The organism is Mycolicibacterium sp. TUM20985 (assembly GCF_030295745.1).
Classification (GTDB): domain Bacteria; phylum Actinomycetota; class Actinomycetes; order Mycobacteriales; family Mycobacteriaceae; genus Mycobacterium.
In genome coordinates, this window is sequence record NZ_AP027291.1 from 3,460,356 (window position 1) to 3,478,396 (window position 18,041).

General features: G+C 67.0%; 12 protein-coding genes. 9 read left to right on the forward strand and 3 right to left on the reverse strand.

The features are described from left to right. The first annotated feature begins 115 nt into the window (after window positions 1–115). The 4 genes from QUE68_RS16935 to QUE68_RS16950 all read left to right on the forward strand — a co-directional run bounded on the left by QUE68_RS16935 (window position 116) and on the right by QUE68_RS16950 (window position 7,240). Window positions 116–1,288 carry an LLM class flavin-dependent oxidoreductase gene (locus QUE68_RS16935; RefSeq protein ID WP_284235751.1) on the forward strand — a complete coding sequence of 391 codons (1,173 nt, stop codon included), beginning with the start codon at window positions 116–118 and terminating at the stop codon, window positions 1,286–1,288. Next, window positions 1,285–2,658, forward strand: a complete 1,374-nt coding sequence (locus QUE68_RS16940) for an NtaA/DmoA family FMN-dependent monooxygenase (RefSeq protein ID WP_284235750.1) — start codon at window positions 1,285–1,287, stop codon at window positions 2,656–2,658. The genes QUE68_RS16935 and QUE68_RS16940 overlap by 4 nt, the downstream gene beginning before the upstream one ends. A gap of 144 nt (window positions 2,659–2,802) precedes the next feature. Next, a complete protein-coding gene (locus QUE68_RS16945) occupies window positions 2,803–4,815 on the forward strand; it encodes a potassium transporter Kup (protein ID WP_284235749.1) in 2,013 nt (670 codons plus the stop codon). A 43-nt stretch (window positions 4,816–4,858) separates the two neighbouring features. Further along, a complete protein-coding gene (locus QUE68_RS16950; protein WP_286274170.1) occupies window positions 4,859–7,240 on the forward strand; it encodes a S15 peptidase family protein in 2,382 nt (793 codons plus the stop codon). Here the strand turns inward: QUE68_RS16950 and QUE68_RS16955 are convergent. After that, complete coding sequence (locus QUE68_RS16955; protein ID WP_286275854.1) at window positions 7,231–7,959, reverse strand: TMEM165/GDT1 family protein; 729 nt, start codon at window positions 7,957–7,959, stop codon at window positions 7,231–7,233. The genes QUE68_RS16950 and QUE68_RS16955 overlap by 10 nt on opposite strands. Window positions 7,960–8,492: 533 nt before the next feature. Here QUE68_RS16955 and QUE68_RS16960 point away from each other — a divergent pair. From QUE68_RS16960 to QUE68_RS16975, 4 genes are all read left to right on the forward strand, one after another. Continuing rightward, a complete protein-coding gene (locus QUE68_RS16960) occupies window positions 8,493–9,950 on the forward strand; it encodes a DUF3375 domain-containing protein (RefSeq protein WP_454786528.1) in 1,458 nt (485 codons plus the stop codon). Next, window positions 9,947–10,687, forward strand: coding sequence for a DUF4194 domain-containing protein (locus tag QUE68_RS16965; protein WP_286274171.1), 741 nt, complete (start codon window positions 9,947–9,949; stop codon window positions 10,685–10,687). The genes QUE68_RS16960 and QUE68_RS16965 overlap by 4 nt, the downstream gene beginning before the upstream one ends. Next, window positions 10,680–14,051 (forward strand): ATP-binding protein, encoded by a 3,372-nt coding sequence (locus QUE68_RS16970; RefSeq protein ID WP_286274172.1) that lies wholly within the window; start codon window positions 10,680–10,682, stop codon window positions 14,049–14,051. The genes QUE68_RS16965 and QUE68_RS16970 overlap by 8 nt, the downstream gene beginning before the upstream one ends. Before the next feature lie 295 nt (window positions 14,052–14,346). Beyond that, window positions 14,347–14,988 (forward strand): GAF and ANTAR domain-containing protein, encoded by a 642-nt coding sequence (locus QUE68_RS16975; RefSeq protein ID WP_284236210.1) that lies wholly within the window; start codon window positions 14,347–14,349, stop codon window positions 14,986–14,988. 65 nt (window positions 14,989–15,053) lie between these two features. Here the strand turns inward: QUE68_RS16975 and QUE68_RS16980 are convergent, their stop codons facing one another. Together QUE68_RS16980 and QUE68_RS16985 are read right to left on the reverse strand one after the other, a co-directional pair. After that, window positions 15,054–15,410, reverse strand: coding sequence for a VOC family protein (locus tag QUE68_RS16980; protein WP_284227254.1), 357 nt, complete (start codon window positions 15,408–15,410; stop codon window positions 15,054–15,056). Between the two features lie 82 nt (window positions 15,411–15,492). After that, window positions 15,493–16,218, reverse strand: a complete 726-nt coding sequence (locus QUE68_RS16985; RefSeq protein ID WP_284227255.1) for a class I SAM-dependent methyltransferase — start codon at window positions 16,216–16,218, stop codon at window positions 15,493–15,495. A 148-nt stretch (window positions 16,219–16,366) separates the two neighbouring features. Between QUE68_RS16985 and QUE68_RS16990 the strand changes: the two genes are divergently transcribed. Further along, window positions 16,367–17,986, forward strand: coding sequence for an alkaline phosphatase D family protein (locus QUE68_RS16990; protein WP_284235744.1), 1,620 nt, complete (start codon window positions 16,367–16,369; stop codon window positions 17,984–17,986). The last annotated feature ends 55 nt before the right edge of the window (window positions 17,987–18,041 follow it).

An 18,041-nucleotide genomic window follows, 5' to 3' on the forward strand; every position in this document is an offset into this window, starting at 1 on the left:
CGCCGATGCGTGGTGACCGACGAGGCTGAACGCCGATCATTGACGGGCCCGGCAGGAATGACCCGGATGAAGCGCGACGTTGTCGTGGTGACCGTGAACGAAAGTGAGACCGTCCGTGCCCGGTAGCTCCGATCGACTTCATCTCGCCATCGCGCTGGACGGGACGGGGTGGCACCCCGCGTCGTGGCGTGAACCCGAGGCGCGCCCCGCCGACCTGTTGACGGCCGGCTACTGGACCGACCTGGTCGTCGAAGCCGAGCGGGGCCTGGTGGACTTCGTGACCATCGAAGACGGTCTGACACTGCAGTCCGAACACCCCTTCCACCCCGACGATCGCACCGACCGGGTCCGAGGCCGACTCGATGCCACGCTCATCGCGTCGCGGGTGGCCCCCCGAACCCGTCACGTCGGCCTGATCCCGACGGTCATCGCCACCCACACCGAGCCCTTCCACGTGTCGAAGGCCATCGCGACCCTCGACTACGTCAGCTCGGCCCGGGCCGGCGTCCGCGTGCAGGTGACCGCGCGTGAGGACGCTGCCCGCAACTTTGGCAGGCGCAACATGTCCGACCCGTCGGACGCCGACGACCTCATGGGCGAAGCGGCCGACTACGTCGAGGTCGTCCGCCGGTTGTGGGACAGCTGGGAGGACGGCGCAGAGATCCGCGACATCACCACCGGGCGATTCGTCGATCGGAAGAAATTGCACTACATCGACTTCGAAGGGTCGCGGTTCTCGGTCAAGGGCCCGTCCATCACACCGCGGCCCCCGCAGGGACAACCGGTCGTCGCCGCGCTCGGCCATGCCCAGCCGGTATACGAACTCATCGCCGATGCCGCCGACGTCGGCTTCGTCACCCCTCATGACCCCGCCGAGGTGACGACGCTCGTCCAGGCCATCGCCGCGCACCGTCGAGACCCGGCACCGGTCCGGGTGTTCGCCGATCTGGTGGTGTTCCTCGACGACACTGCCGAGGCCGCGACCCGACGCCGCGAACGTCTCGATCACGTCGCGGGACGTGAATACCGCAGCGACGCAGAGATCTTCGCCGGTACCCCGACGGAACTCGCCGACCTGTTGCAGCAATGGCACGAGGCGGGAGCCGACGGTTTCCGCCTGCGCCCCGCGACGCTGCCGCACGACCTTCGCCAGGTCACCAACGCGCTCGTTCCTGAACTACAGTCCCGCGGCCTGTTCCGGACCGCCTACCCGGGGAGCACCCTGCGCGAGACGCTGGACCTGCCCCGACCCGCCAACCGCTACTCGACCGCCCAGGACCACGCATGACCAAGGCACTCAAGCAGATTCACCTCGCCGCCCACTTCCCCGGCGTCAACAACACCACGGTGTGGAGTGACCCGGAATCCGGCAGTCACATCGACTTCAGTTCGTTCGTCCACTTCGCCCAGACCGCGGAGCGCGGAAAGTTCGACTTCATGTTCCTCGCCGAGGGACTGCGCCTACGCGAGCAGGGTGGCGAGATCTACGACCTCGACGTCGTCGGTCGCCCCGACACCTTCACGGTGCTGGCTGCGCTCGCCGCGGTGACGGATCGTCTCGGTCTCACCGGCACGATCAACTCGACGTTCAACGAACCCTATGAGGTCGCCCGGCAGTTCGCGTCACTCGACCACCTATCCGACGGCCGTGCGGCGTGGAACGTGGTGACGTCGTGGGATGCCTTCACCGGCGAGAACTTCCGCCGCGGCGGATTCCTGGCCGAAGATCAGCGGTACGGGCGCGCCGAGAGCTTCCTCGAGGCCGCGAACACCCTCTTCGACGCGTGGCGGGGAGACGAGGTCGTCGCGGACAAGGACAGCGGCGTCTTCCTCTCCGATCCGACTGCCGGCGCGTTCACCTACTCGAGCGCGCACTTCGACATCGCCGGGCGGTTCAACGTACCGCGAAGCCCGCAGGGCAGACCGGTCATCTTCCAGGCCGGCGACTCCGGCCGCGGACGCGAATTCGCCGCTGTCGCAGCCGATGCCATCTTCTCCCGGCACGGCACGCTGGAGGACGGACAGGCCTTCTACGCCGACGTGAAGGACCGGCTGCCGAAGTACGGCCGCAAGCGCGATCAACTCCTCATCCTGCCCGCCGCGACGTTCGTCCTCGGCGACACGGATACCGAAGCGGCCGAGATCGCTCACGACGTACGCCTTGCACAGGTCTCCCCGCAGACGGCGATCAGGTTCCTCGAGCAGCTGTGGAACCGCGACCTGTCCGACCATGATCCCGACGGGCCGTTGCCGACTATCGATCCGATCGTCGGGGAGAACACCATCGCCCGCGGCCGGGCGAGCGTGCGGATGCACCGCGATCCGGTCGCCACCGCGAACGCCTGGCGCGCGCGGGCGGAGGCCGAGAACCTGACGTCCCGTGAGCTCATCGTCGAAGTCACCGGGCGGCAGAACTTCGTCGGGTCGGCGGACACGGTCGCCGACACGATCAACCGTCTGGTCCAGGCCGACGCCAGTGACGGATTCATCCTCGTCCCCCATGTCACGCCGGGCGGGCTGGACGCCTTCGTCGACCAGGTCGTGCCGTTGCTTCAGGAACGGGGGGTGTTCCGGGCCGACTACGAGGGCACCACCCTGCGCGACCACCTCGGTCTGCGGCACCCGGTGACGGCGGGGGGCGCCGTCGCGGAGGTGTGAGTTCACGCCCAGCGGAGGGCATCCGACTGCGTTCACGCGCCGACATGGCGCCCCAGACGCCGTGCGTCTCTCCTCCGATCGGTCGTGTCACCCCCTCACCGTCGCCGGTAAGTCGGTCGTTGACCAGACATCGACTCGGCGTGAATGGAGGTCGCCGCCCCGGGGGCGGGTCTACGATCGACGTTTGCCGATTCCGACAGCAGCAAGGACATCGCGGTGCAGACCAAACTGGAGTCCACGACGTCGCCGCCCGGGGCCGGCCACACCCCGCCGTTCCGAGCCGCCCTCGTCCTGGGTGCCCTCGGCGTCGTGTTCGGTGACATCGGCACCAGCCCGATCTATACCCTTCAGACGCTGTTCAGCCCGACCGACCCGCACCCGGTACCGATCAGCACCAACAACGTGTACGGCGTTGTGTCCCTGATCTTCTGGTCGGTGATGATCATCGTCACGCTGACCTACATCACGCTGGTGATGCGCGCCGACAACGACGGTGAGGGCGGCATCATGGCGCTCATCACGATGCTCAAACACGGCTCGGCGACCCGCGGTCGGCGCACCGCCGCAATCCTGGCCGGGTTGGGTCTGTTCGGCGCCTCGCTGTTCTTCGGCGACAGCATGATCACCCCCGCCATCTCGGTGCTGTCGTCGATCGAGGGCGTCAAGGTCATCACTGCGGACCTCGAGGAGTGGATCGTCCCGATCACCGCGGTGATCATCGTGGCGCTGTTCACGGTGCAGCGCCACGGCACGGCCAAGGTCGGCCGGTTCTTCGGTCCGGTGATGGCCGTATGGTTCCTCGCGATCGGGGCATGCGGCATCAAGGGCATCATCGGTCACCCGGAGATCCTCAAGGCGTTGTCGCCCACCTATGCGCTGTCATTCATGGTCGGCCACTTCCACATTGCCTTCTTCGCGCTGGCCGCCGTGGTCCTCGCCGTCACCGGTGCCGAGGCGCTCTACGCCGACATGGGACATTTCGGTCGACGGCCGATCACCCTGGCGTGGTTGTTCGCCGTTCTGCCCGCGTGCGTCCTGAACTACTTCGGGCAGGGCGCCCTGCTTCTCGGTGACGAAAGTTCGGTCAGCGCGCCGTTCTTCCTGCTCATCCCAAGTTGGGCCCGACTCCCCATGGTGCTTCTCGCCACCGCGGCGACCATCATTGCGTCGCAAGCGGTGATCACCGGCGCGTTCTCCGTCGCTGCGCAGGCTGCCAAGCTCGGACTCCTGCCGCGGTTGCGCATCGTCCACACCTCGGCATCGGCGTACGGACAGGTGTACGTTCCGGCGATCAACTGGATGCTGATGGTGTCCGTGCTGATCCTGGTGTTCGCCTTCGAGAGTTCGGACAAGCTCGCCTATGCCTACGGCATGGCGGTCATCGGCACCATCACGATCGTCACGTTGCTGTTCTTCTACCTCGCCAGGACGCGATGGCGGACGCCGCTGTGGATGGTGTTGACCGGCGGTGGGGCTCTGCTGTTCGTCGACCTGCTCTTCCTGTCGGCCAACCTGACGAAGCTGGTCCACGGTGCGTGGCTGCCGCTGTTGATCGCCGTCTCGGCGTGGACGGTCATGATGACGTGGGAGCGCGGCCGCATGTTGGTCACCAACGCCCGCGGAAAACTGGAGGGGCCGCTGCGCGAGTTCGTCGACGGGCTCGACCGATACGAGCCGCCACTGACCCGAGTGCCAGGCACCGCGGTGTTCCTCAACCGCGGCAAGGAGACTGCACCGCTGGCGATGCGCGCCAACGTCGAACACAGTCACGTCCGCCACGAGCACGTGGTGATCATCACCATCGAGACGGAGCCCGTGCCGCGCGTACCGCCGGACGAGCGGCTGGAGGTCGATGCGCTCGGCTACTCCCATGACGGAATCATTCACGTGACAGCACGATTCGGCTACATGGAGCCCTCGGACGTTCCCGCCGCGCTGCGCATGCTCGACCCGGAACAAACGGAGGGGACGATCGACGTCGACCAGGCCTCCTACTTCCTCTCGAAGTTGGAACTCGCCGCGGGACCGGAGCCGACCATGCCACCGTGGCGCAAGCGCCTGTTCATCGCCACCTCCTACCTAGCGTCGGACGCCACGGACTTCTTCCACCTGCCCCACGACCGGACGGTGGTCATGGGTTCGCGGATCGAATTCTGATAAACGCCCGTGCCACGGCGATGGCCACGGTATGTAGATAGGCATGGGTGCGGGGGCGTATGTGGGGCGAATCGGTGGACTGGCAGTAGCACTCGGCATCGGCGCGGCGGTATTCACCGGCCAAGCCGTCGCATCGGCCGAACCCGACGGCTCTACCACGTCGAGCGGCGCGACCGCCGGGCCTGCCTCGACCTCGACGTCGAGCGGGCCGTCGACCGAATCCTCAGGCACTGACGCGAAGACGACGCCGGAACCCGATACCTCGACGGACGAGCCGGCGCCGTCGCGGAACGATGATGATCGAGCCGATCACGAGCGGCCGTCCGGCAGCCTGGTGAAAGGCCATCGGCGGTCGGGGCAGACGTCGCGGGAGCCGTCGGTGCGGGCCATGACGGTGGTCACGGATCGGGAGAAGGACCAAGACCAGGTCACCCGCTCCTCGACCGCGCCCGCCGCCGAAGCGTCGACGGAAGCCGCTGCGACCCCGACGGCCCCCACGACCCCGACGCCCCCGGCACAGGAGAGCCGGAACCTCGCCGACGTCACGACGACTGCCGTCACGAGTGTCATTGCCCCACAGCCGAGTTCGGTGACCGGCGATACGCCGATCGCGCCCGCGGAATCGCCGTTGGCGTGGACGCTGCTGGCGGCGACCCGTCGCGAGCCCTTCGGCAGCTCGCCGGCCCCCAGTGCCGCGGTCACTCCGGTGGGCAACTCGCTGGTCCAACCCGTCAGCCCGGTGCCCGTCGTGGCGATCACCCAAACGGCACCGCTCGAGATATTGCAACGATTGCCGGTGATCGGACCACTGCTGCTGACGCCGATCGTCGCGATCATCCACCAGATCCCCTTGATCGGCGACGTCCTCCACCCGTATCTCGGCTACCCGGTGCAGTGGGGTCTGGCGCCCGGGACACCGGTGCCGCGCGACGTCAAGGTGGTGTCGTTCGATGGCGCGCAGATCTACGTCCACTTCTTCCCCGCAGCCGGGCTCGTATCGGGCGTCCGGGCCCCCACGGTTCTCGACGGGCCCGGGCTGGCCCTGCCCGGGTCGACGAACTACCTCTCCGAGAAGGACGAGTTCCTGCCGAACGACGTGATCGGCATCGGCGCGCTGCGCAATGCCGGGTACAACGTCGTCACCTGGGATCCCCGCGGGGAGTGGAGTTCTGGTGGCCAGTTGGAGATCGACTCGCCGGACTTCGAAGCCAGGGACGTCTCGGCGATCATCAGCTGGTTGGCCACCCTGCCCGAGGTTCAGCTCGACCATCCCGAGGACCCGGCCGCGCTCGACCCGCGACTGGGGATGGTCGGCGCCTCATATGGCGGCGGCATCCAGTTGGTCACCGCGGCCATCGACCACCGCATCGACGCCATCGTGCCGACCATCGCCTGGAACAGCCTCAACAGCTCGCTGTACAAGAACGAGTCGTTCAAGTCGAGCTGGGGCACCTTGCTCGTGGCCGCGTTGGCCGGCACCTTCGCCCGGCCGAATCCCGCGCTGTACCCCGCTGCCATCTTTGGCGCGCTGACCGGCCTGGTGACCCCCGAGAATCAGACCCTGCTCGACGACCGCGGCCCGGGCGATCTGGTTGGGCAGATCACCGCGCCCACGCTGCTGATCCAGGGCACCGTCGACACGCTGTTCACGCTGGCTGAGGCCGACGCGAACGCAAAGGCGTTGCTGGCCAACCACGTCGACACCAAGGTGGTGTGGTTCTGCGGCGGGCACGGCACGTGTGTCAGCAGCGTCAACGACGGCGTGCTGGTGCAACAGAGCACGCTGACCTGGCTGGCCCACTACGTCAAACAGGACGCCTCGGTGAGCACCGGTCCCGCGTTCGAATGGGTCGACCAGCATGGCACCCAGCTGTCGTCGGATGGCTACCCCGTGACGCCGGGCAGCCCGTTGGTGGCGACGTCCACGGCGGGCGGCGTCTTGCCGCTCGTCCCGTTCATCGGTGGTTCGGGTCCACAGCTCGGCGTGTTCCTCACGGGGCCGCTCGGCGCGCTGCTGGGACTCCCGTCGGGCGCCGCCGCATTCAACGCGTACAACCTCACCATCCCGGCCCCGACCGCGACGACGTACGTCGTCGGCGCCCCCGAGTTGACGTTCACCTACACGGGTCTCGGCACCAGCCGGCACGTGTACGCCCAACTCGTCGACGACAGCACCGGGCTGGTACTCGGCAATCTCGTCACGCCGGTTCCGGTGACGTTGGACGGACAGTCGCACGTCGTGACCGTGAAGCTCGAGCAGGTCGCTCAGACGCTCGCGCCCGGCCAGACGGTGACCTTACAGCTGGTCGCCTCGGCAGTGCCGTACGAGACCATCAATTCCCTTGGTGCGCTGCAGGTCTCGATTATCACGCTGACATTGCCGACCGCAGACCCGAACTCCGTGACAGTGCGAAGTCAGGCTTGACGCGACACCGATTCGGCCTCGTCGGCATCAGGCGCCGGCTGGGGTCGCAGGACGGCCGGCCGCAGCCGTTCCGGGAGCGCGCGCAGGATGGCGGCCACCGCCAGGACGGCGGCCATCGCGCCCCCGCCGACCAGCGCAACGGGCGCACCGGTGAAGGTGCTGTCCAGGAGCATGTAGGCGCCGAAGAGTAGGAACAGCGCGGCCGCGGAGATCTGGATCGTCCGCTCGGGCAGGTGCTTTCCGGCCACCGCACCAACGATGATGGCGAGCGCGTCGGCGGCCACCATGCCGAGCGTGGAACCGATCCAGACGCCGACCCAGTCGTTGTCGGCAGCGAGGGTGACGGTCGCGAGCATGGTCTTGTCGCCGAGTTCGGCCAGTACGAACGCCGACATGACCACGAAGAACGCCGGTGCTGCTGCCTTCTGGGCACGGCTGGATTCCTCGTCGGTGAGCCTGTCACCCCGGAGCGTCCACAAGCCGAACACGACGAACATGACGCCCGCGATGACGCCGAGCAGGTGAGTCGGCAGGGCGGCGCCGAGATAGTGGCCGATCGCCACCGAAAGGACGTGCACGATGGTGGTGGCGGCGGTGATGGCGCCGAGAACCACCCACCAGCGGTAGCGCAGCGCGAACATCATCGCCATCAGCTGGGACTTGTCGCCCATCTCCGCAATGAAGATGACGACGAAGCTCAGCAGCAGAGCGGAAAGCACCATGACTCCTTGGTCATTGGCCGCCGTGGAAGGAGGTCTTCCTTCGGCCGGCAACCCAAACGGTCGCAACGAGCCGAAGGTCTCGCCCACCGGTGCGGACCGGTTCGAGTGACCGGGACGCGCGTGATACTGCCAACGCGACCAGCATGTCGATCACCCGATTGGGGGCTACTCCCCTTCGTTGCCACGACCATACCTGGTCGGGTCGGGCCGGCGCAATGCTTCGTCACCGAAAGATCAACGCCGACAGTAAGTTTGGGAACCATGGACGGGAGAGTTCGGGTACCCGGATCCCCTCGGACGGACCCCATGATCGGCGCGGACCGGTGGGACGAAGTCTGCCATCGCGAAGCCTCGGACGCCGTGCCCCGTGGGACTCCTGCGGCTGATGCGGTACCTGAGGTAGACCGACGCCGACACGCCGTCCGCGCCACCCCTGCACGCGGCCCGCTGTCCCCGCGGTGCCCTATCTTGGACCGTCGACACGTCACGCGGAGCCAACGGGAGGGAATCAGGTGGACGACCCAACGACCATGTCGGCTGCCGAGCTCCTCGAGCTCAACCGCGACATCCAGGGTTCGCCCACCCTTCGATTGCTCGCCACGCTCAACCTGGGTGTCTACGCCACGCTGATGGAGCGGCATCTCAGCGAGGGGGTCATCGCCGAGGCCGAACTCGTGGTGCGCCTCGAACGCGACCTGGACGAACTGGGCCGCCCCGGCGGCGAGCAGTCCGGCCTGACCCTCATCAAGTCCTGGGCCAGCCAGGGCTGGCTGCACCGGGTGGCCGACCAGCGCACGGGTGTCGAACGCAACCTCTGCTACCTGACGCAGGAGGCGCGGCGGGCCCTGGACCTCCTGCGCGGCATGCGCCGTCAGGACACCATCGCCACCGGCGGCTCCATCAACGGCATCGCGTCGCGGCTCAAGCAGGTCGCGCTGCGCGTGGGCCACGATCCCGACCGCATTCGGGCCGGCCTCCATGCCGAGATCGCCGCGCTGCACGCCGAGTTGGATCGTCTCGACGGTGATGCCGAGGCCACGTCGGACCGGCCCGACGTCGACCTGAGTGACTCCTACGACGAGGCCCGCGCCATCGCGCTGCAGATGGAGCGGTTGATCACCGACATAGGCCAGTACGGCACGATGATCGAACAGGCCACCGCCGCGCTCGGGGAACCGATCGACACCAACGTCGAGTACCGGGACCGCCAGCGCCAGATGTACGCCGATTACCAGGCCGCCTGGGATTCCCAGGGCCGCGACTCGCACCGGGCCTTCCTGCGCATGATCAACGATCCCGACCAGCGCGCCGAATTCGAGGCCGACGTCGCCGCGGTCGCCGAGGCCCTGCCCGCGCTGGACCCGGCGCTGCGCCGGGTGATGGCCGGTTTCTTCGAACTCGTTGGTCATCAGATCGACGAGGTGGAACGCATCCAGCAGCGCTGCGCCCAGAGGGTCAAGCGGTTCACCGCGTTCGGCACGCTGGAGCAGAGCCGCGGCGTCGCCCGCCAGCTCAACGACGCGATCGGTGCCGCCCGCGCCCTGCTGAAGGTGTCGCTGACCGACTCGCGCCTACCGCTCGAACTGCCCCTCGCCCGCCACGCCATCAGCTCGGTGGGGGCGCTCAGCTTCCGCATCGGCGACGTGTCCAACCCCAAGCCGGCGCAGTCGGCGGGCAGCGAGGTCGACCTGTCCAGCTTCGCCGCCCTGACCACCCAGGTCGACGCCCCCGCGATGTCCGACATGATCAACGGCGCCCTCGCCGAGGGCCCCGTGTCGCTGCCCGACGCGGTGCAGATGCTCGACTCGGCCTACCTCGGCCACGTCATCGTGCTGTGGTCCTGGGCCTTGAAGCAGCCCGACGCAGCGCCAGCCCCCGAGTCGGCCACGGTGCGTTTCCAGTCCCTCGATGGGCGCGACCGAGAGATGGAGATCCCGTACTTGATGTTCACCGAACCGATTTCGAGCCTGCTGGGAGCAGCGCCGTGACCGAGCATGGGACCGACGAGCGCTCGCGCGAGGAGCATGGGACCGACTACGCCGGGTTCTCCGCGCTTCCGCAGGTCGACCAGGTCGCTCGAATCCCGCACCAGCGGCGACCCCGGTTCGACGGCGACGTCAGCGAGCTGCCCGACCGTGCCTGCTGGGCACTGCAACAGCTTCTGACCCGGCGCTACGTCAGCGCCGAGTCCGATCGCGATCTGTACAGCTGGGTCCTGGAGTACCGGACGCAGTTAACCGTGCGGTTGTCCGAACTCGACCTGCTCCTGCGCATCGTGGAGGACGTCTTCAATGATGGCGGGGTCGCCTTCGTCGAGCAGGCCCGCTACGACTCCGCCCGCGGGGCCAAGCTGTTGCGCCGTGAACCTCTGGGAACCTACGACTCGATCCTGGCGCTGCACCTGGCGCAGATAATGCGTGCCTCCGGCAACCACACCGTCCTCATCAGCCGCGACGAAGTGCACGCACTGTTCGCTGGGGTGCTCAACGAGATCGACCGCGACACCGTCACCTTCAGCGCCCGCATCGACGCCGCCATCGCGCGATTGACCGGGTTGGAGATTCTGCGCAAGAGCCGTGATGACGACGACAGCTATACGGTGAGCCCCGTCATCAATGCCGTCATGACGGCCTCGGTGATCACCGAGCTGCAAGGTCAGTTCGAGCTGCTGCTGAGCGGCGGCAGCGCGGGCCAGGACCTCGAAGAGGGGGAGCTCGATGCCTGAGCAGTTCCATCTGTCCCGCCTGCAGGTCATCAACTGGGGTGTGTTCGACGGTTACCACACCATCCCGTTCGGTCCTGGCGGCGCACTGATCGCCGGCGCGTCAGGCAGTGGTAAATCCTCACTGCTGGATGCCATTTCACTTGGATTCCTGCCGTTCAACCGGCGCAACTTCAATGCTTCCGGCGACCATTCGGCCGCCGGTTCCAGCGCGGGCCGGCGCACCGTCGACAAGTACGTCCGCGGCGCCTGGGGCCAGCGCAGTGACGGCAGCGCCAGCAAGGTGATGTACCTGCGTGGTGATGGCACCGCATGGTCTGCGATCGCGGTCACCTACCGAAGCAACACCGGACGTACCGTCACGGGCCTGGTGCTCAAATGGCTCACCGGCGATTCGCGATCGGACTCCTCGAGCAGGTTCGTCCTCGCCGACGGCGATCGCGACATCGAGGGCATCTGCAATCGGTGGGCAGGGGGCCGCTTCGACGCGGGAGTGTTCAAGGACGACGACTGGCGGTTCTCCACCAAGGTCGAATCGCAATACCTCGCCCAGCTGTACGCGACCATCGGCATCCGCGCCTCCGATGCCGCCCAGCAGTTGCTCGGCAAGGCGAAGTCTCTGAAGAGCGTTGGCGGACTGGAGCAGTTCGTCCGCGAGTTCATGCTCGACGAGCCCGGCAGCCTGGTGCGACTGCCCGAGGCGCTCAAGCAGATCGACCCGTTGGTCGAGGCCCGCGAATTGCTCGCCGTCGCCCAGCGCAAGCGCAAGATCCTCGGCGACATCGAAGACGTCCAGCATCGCTACGCCTCGGAATCCTCCGACCTGGGCATCATCGACCTCGTCGACCAGCCGATGGTGCGGGCGTACACCGATCATCTCCGATCGGCGCAATGCCCCGGCCACATCGCGTCACTCGACATCGCCATCGATCAACTGGGCAACGAGTACGAGGACGTCACCCGACAGCTCAATCTGGCCAGGGCAGAAGGTGATTCGCTCAACGCACAGATCAACGGCTCGAGTGCGAGCGTCGGGCCGTTGCAGTCCCAGGTGGCCGGAGCCGAGGCCCACGCCGAGGAAGTCTCGCGGCGGCGCGCGGCCTACGAGACACTCATCCGCGCGCAGGGCCTCGACGTCCCGGACACCGCCGACGAATTCTGGGTACTGCGCGACGAACTCACCACCGCGGCCACCGAGTCATTGGCCAAACTCGACCGTGGCCGGGAGGCGTCCACGGATGCCGAGTACGCCCAGAAGGTCGCGCGGATCGCCCGCGACGAAGCCGCCAACGAGCTGCGCCGCGTCGAACACGTCGGGTCGGCGCTGCCGGAGTTCGCCATCACGATGCGCGAAAACATCTGCAGCGCACTGCGCATCGACCAGCGGGACTTGCCCTACATCGCCGAACTGATGGATCTGCGGCCCGAGCAAGGCCGCTGGCGCGTCGCCGTGGAGAAGGTCCTGCGCGGCGTCGGACTGCGGCTGATGGTGCCCGACGCCCACTACGCCGCCGTGCTGCGCTTCGTCAACGACACGAACGTGGGTGGACGAATACAGCTGCACCACGTCCGGGCGAAGTTCGTCGGCGCCAATCCCGTCGAGGCCGAGCCGAACACGTTGGCGGGCAAGCTATTCGTCGTGGACCCGGCCCACCTCTGCGCCGCCGAGGCGGCCGACGTCATCACCGCGGCGGGCGATCACCTCTGCGTGGACACGCCCGAGGTCTTCCCCCGCTTCCGCCGCGCGGTCACCGACACCGGCCTCTACAAGGACTCCGACCGGTTGGCCATCAAGGACGACCGTCGTCCGCTCAAACAGGCGGATTACATCTATCAGGGTGACGTCGCCGCCAAGATCGACGCGCTGACCGTCGACCTGGCCACCGCCGACGCCGATCACGATCGGGCCCGGCGCGCCGCCGACGACATTGCTGCCGAACGTCAGCAGTGGCGGGACCGGGCCGCAGCGTGCAGGGCGATCTGCGAGCAGTTCCCGCAGTGGAACCAGATCGACGCCGAGACGGCCGACGGGCATGCCGACCGCCTGCGGGAGCAATACGAACTGCTGCTGGCCGACCATCCCGACATCGAGGCGCTCAACGCGCGCGCCGACGACTGCTGGGAGCAGATCCAGACCCTGATGACCCGTCGCGGCGCCATCCAGACCCGTCGCGACGACCTCGACGGCAGGCGGACCCGACTGCTGGAACTCCACGAACGACTGGCTCCTGCGTTCGTCTCGGAACCGTTGACCGAACTGCTCGACAGGTATGCCGGCCAGGTGCCGGTGACGTTGGAGCTCCTCGATCCCGAACCGCACCGGGAGGCGGTGTTCACCGCGATCCGCCGCGAGCGTGAGCAACTCCGCGAGAGCCGCAGACGTTCCTACGACGAACTGGCCCGCATCCTCAACACCTTCGATACCGCGTTCCCGGATGCCATCCCCAACGACAGCGACGTATTCGACGAACGCGTGCACGATTACGTGGCGTTGTGCCGGCACATCGACGAGCGTGAGCTGCCCGAGGCCTACGAGCGGATGATGCGGCTGGTCACCGAGCAGGCGCCGGACGCCATCCTGACCCTGCATCGCGTCGCCGAGCAGGAGGCCCGTCGGATCACTGAGCAGATCGAGCGGGTCAACACCGGTCTGGGTTCGGTCGAGTTCAACCGCGGCACCCGCCTGACGCTGCGGGCCACCCCGCGCAGTCTTACGGCGGTCACCGAGCTCACCGAGATCGTCAGGGCCATCTCGCGGCGCATCGCCGAGGTGGGGTTGGGCGACAAGCAGGCCATCCTGGACCAGTACGCCGACATCCTGCGGCTGCGCAACCGGCTGGCGTCCACCGCTCCGGAGGACAAGGCGTGGACCCGAGACGCACTCGACGTGCGCAACCGGTTCACCTTCGACTGCGCCGAATGGGACGTCGAGAGCGACGACCTCATTCGCACCCACAGCAACGCCGGCGACAACTCCGGCGGCGAGCAGGAGAAGTTGATGGCGTTCTGCCTGGCGGGTGCCCTCAGCTTCAACCTGGCGAGCCCCAACAGCCCGGACAACCAGCCGGTCTTCGCGCAGCTGATGCTCGACGAGGCGTTCTCGAAGTCCGACCCGCAGTTCGCCCAACAGGCACTTCAGGCGTTTCAGAAGTTCGGTTTCCAGCTCGTCATCGTCGCCACGGTGCAGAACGCCACCACCATTCAGCCCTACATCGACAGTGTGGTGATGGTCTCCAAGAAGGAGGCCACAGGTCGTGATGCCCGTCCGGTCGCGACGGTGGCGACCAAGACGATCTCGGACTTCACCGCTCTGCGCCAGGACATGTTGGCGTCGGCTGCCGCGGCTCGGATCCCGGCGACGGTGTGACAAGCGTCATGAGTTCGCCTGCACCAGGCATCAAAAGCGTTGCGAGGCTTGGTCTTCCTGCAGGGCGGGAGCTCAAGTTTTCGGGCGGCCGGTTTTACTCCGACACAGGCGGGGTAGCAGGAAGGCAGGCGGACGCGGCGGCCGGCCACCACGTCCGTCAAGGTCTCGGCGGTTCAGAACGGAGCCGCCGAGGCCGCTGGCCGTTCGCTGTCATCGTCGCCGGAGGTTTGGCATCTCCGTTGTGGGGAACGCTCTTCGCGTGTTGGAAACATCGAAGTTCGAGCTTGGCGAGCGCATGGCGGACCTGGCCCGCACAATGCGACGCGATCGCTCCCTGGAGTCGGTCCTCGACGAAGTGACGGCAGCGGCGGTGGAGCTGATCCCTGGAGTCGACACGGCCGGCATCTTGCTGATCAAGCGTGGGGGGTTCGAATCCCTCTCGACCACCTCGGATTTGCCACATCAGCTGGACATCCTCCAAATGACCTTCGACGAGGGGCCGTGCGTCCAAGCCGCGCTAGCGGACACCGTCGTCCGGACCAACGACTTCCGTGCCGAGGAACGGTGGCCGAAGTACTCACCCGCCGTCGTAGAGATCGGCGTCCTGAGCGGTCTGTCCTTCAAGCTGTATACCGCTGACCGAACGGCGGGCGCGCTCAATCTCTTCGGCTTTCAGCCGAACGACTGGGACGTCGACGCCGAATCGATCGGCAGCATCCTCGCCGCACATGCCGCAGCGGCAATCGTCGCGACCCAGGAAGAACGTCAACTCAACGCCGCCTTGTTGAGTCGCGACCAGATCGGACAGGCGAAGGGCATCGTGATGTCGCGCTTCGGCGTGGACAGCGTGCGGGCGTTCGAGATGCTGCGCCAGTTGAGTCAGGAATCGAACGTCAAGCTCGTCGACATCGCGCAGCGCGTGATCGACACGGTGTAGGTCGAGGATCGGGCCCGCCTCAACCTTCGAGACGGGCCCGCGATCGCCTGCTGATTCGAGTACGTCTACTCCGAGGGCGGCTCGAACAGCTGCAAGGCATTGCCCTCGGAATCCTTGAACGACGCGATCCGGCCCCATGGGTTGTCGCTGACCTCGCCGATGAACTCGACGCCCGCGTCCGTCAGCCGGACGATCTCGTCGTACAGGGTGATGTCGGGCTGCAACGTGAGCATCGCACCCCCGCCGCCGACGCCGTGGGTGGCTTCGCGCGCGTTCAGCCCGATGGACACCCCATTGGCGTTCAACTCAGACCAGTCGTCACCCTCGGTCTTCACCGACAGCCCCAGGGTCTCCCCGTAGAACTTGAGCGCGCGCTGCATGTCTTCGACCGGCATCCATACCGCCGCTACACCACTAGCCATTGTTTCCTCCGTAGATCGCCTGGTTCCCCTGCGATCCCTTACCCGGTGCCGGAGGCGTTACACCCGTTGAGCGGCACGGGTTTTAGGCGGGCGCCTTGGCCAGGAAGGTGTGCACGACGTTGCGCTGCCAGCCTGGCATGGTCTCGGCGGTGACCGCCGTGAAGCCGTTGGCGCCGAGCCGGTCGCGGAAGGCCGCGACACCGTCGAAGGAGTTGACGCTACTGCGCAGGTGGCGATACAGCCCAGCGTCGCCAGTGCGGACCCTCCCCATCGGGATGATCACCGCGAAGCACACGAAGTTCCACACCGCCCGCGCCACGGCCGAGTCCCGCACCGAGTACTCGTGGATCGCCAGCGTCCCACCGGGACGCAGCAGGGTGCCGAACTCGCGAAGCGTCGCATCGGGATCGGCGAGGTTGCGGAGCAGATACGCGGCGAAGATGCCGTCGAAGGGTCCGGTCACCCCCGCCTCGGCCAGATCCTCCACTCGGCTGTGCACGAACCGAACCGACGACGGCCAGTCCTTCGCCTTCGCTTGGGCGAGCATGCCCGCGGACGCGTCGAGCGCGACGATCTCCGCTTCGGGGGCGGCTGCGAGCAGGGCAGCCGTCGAGGCTCCGGTGCCGCAACCGGCGTCGAGCAGCCGCAACCCACGCCCCTGGTTCGGCAACCCCATGCGACGGGCCGAGATCCGGAGATGCTCGTGATAGCCGGGGTTCGCCCCGACGAGACCGTCGTAGGCCGACGCGCCGACGTCGAAGGCCGCAGGCACCTCGCGGCGCGGCAGCCCGGTGGGTCCGATCGTCATGAGGTTCGACCCGCACTTTCCTGCACGGCCTCGCGTCTACACACCAACTCGACCACGTACGGTCCTCCGTCTCCGTCTGACGTCTGATTCTGTTCGACTCTAGAGGGCGGTCCAGCCGCGACCGCGGTAGCCAGCCTAAGCTCGTCGAATGTCGCTTCTGCTCGGCCCCGTTCTGCGCCACGTCGGCGAAACCACCGCAACCATCTGGGTACAAACGGTTGCCGCCGCCACCGTGGAGGTGCTCGGCTGCACCGCCAAGACGTTCGAGGTACAGGGCTGCCACTACGCGCTGGTCCTGGTCGAGGGCCTGGAGAAGGGATCCACCACCGAGTACCGCGTGCGGGTCGACGACGCAGACGTGTGGCCGGAGCCGGAGACCGAGTTCCCGCCGAGTGTGATCAGGACGCGAGGGCGAGCCACGGTCGACGAACTGCGCATCATCTTTGGGTCGTGTCGCTACCCGAAGACCGGTGACCAGAAGCTCGACGACAAGATCGGCCTCGACGCGTTGGATTGTTATGCGTCGCGACTGCCCGACCTGCCGCACGATGAGTGGCCGGACGCCCTCATCCTGCTCGGTGACCAGGTCTACGCCGATGAGCTCACCCCCGAGGCCCGTCGGCATCTGGCCGGGCGGCGCTCGTCGGGCCAACGTCCACCGGACGAAGTCGTGTCCTTCACCGAATACGAAGGGCTGTACCGGCATACGTGGGGCGACCCCGAGATTCGATGGGTCCTGTCGACCATTCCCACCGCGATGATCTTCGACGACCACGACATCAGGGATGACTGGAACACCTCGGGAGCGTGGCGCAAGGAGGTCAACGAGAAGCCATGGTGGCGCGACCGCATCCGAGCCGGACTCGCGTCGTACTGGGTGTACCAGCATCTGGGCAATCTCAGTCCCGCCGAACTGGACGCCGACGAGGACTATCAGAAAGTGCTCGCAGCGCAGGGAGACGTATGGCCGCACCTGGTCGAGTTGGCCGACCGCGCCGACACCGAGGTCGATGACGACAAGGGACTTCGCTTTAGTTACCGATGGGACCTCGGCCGCAGCCGCCTCATCATGGTCGATTCGAGGAACGCCAGGATCCTGGACTCCGGCGACCGAAAGATGTTGGGCAACCGTGAGTTCGCGTGGTTGGCGGAGCAGGTCAACGACGGGCTCGGCGACGTCGACCATCTCATTCTCGGCTCGTCGCTGCCGTGGCTGCTGCCGCCGGTGATCGGTGACATGCAGATGGTCAACGAGATCGCCGCCAACCGCGGGGGGCTCCGCGGCCAGCTCGCCGAGAAGGTTCGTCAGACAGCAGATTTCGAGCACTGGGCGGCATTCGAGGACTCCTTCCTGAAGCTGAGCCAACTCATCGCCGACGTGGCGTCCCACGGAGAGGACGGGCCGGCGACCGTGTCCGTGCTCTCGGGGGACGTGCACCACAGCTATGTCGCCAGGGCCGACCTGCCCGGTGCGACGGCCCGCGTCCACCAACTGGTCTGCTCGCCGGTGCACAACTACGTACCGGCCTTCGTCAAGCCCGTCTTCAAGATGGGCTGGTCAAGCCGGGTGGCGAAGGTCACGCGACGGTGGGCGGCCAGGCGCGGGGCGGCTTCGTTGCCGCTGACGTGGAAGAACCTGAACGGTCCGATCTTCGGCAACACCATCGCCACGCTGCATACGACCGGCCGCACGGCCGAGACCTCGTTCGAACAGCCAAGGAGTGCCACCGAACTGGTCGAAGTGTCCCGCATCTCGCTGACCGGCTAGCCGAGCGGAGAGCACTCGGCACCGAACCGAGGACCATCGACCCTGGTCTCGGATT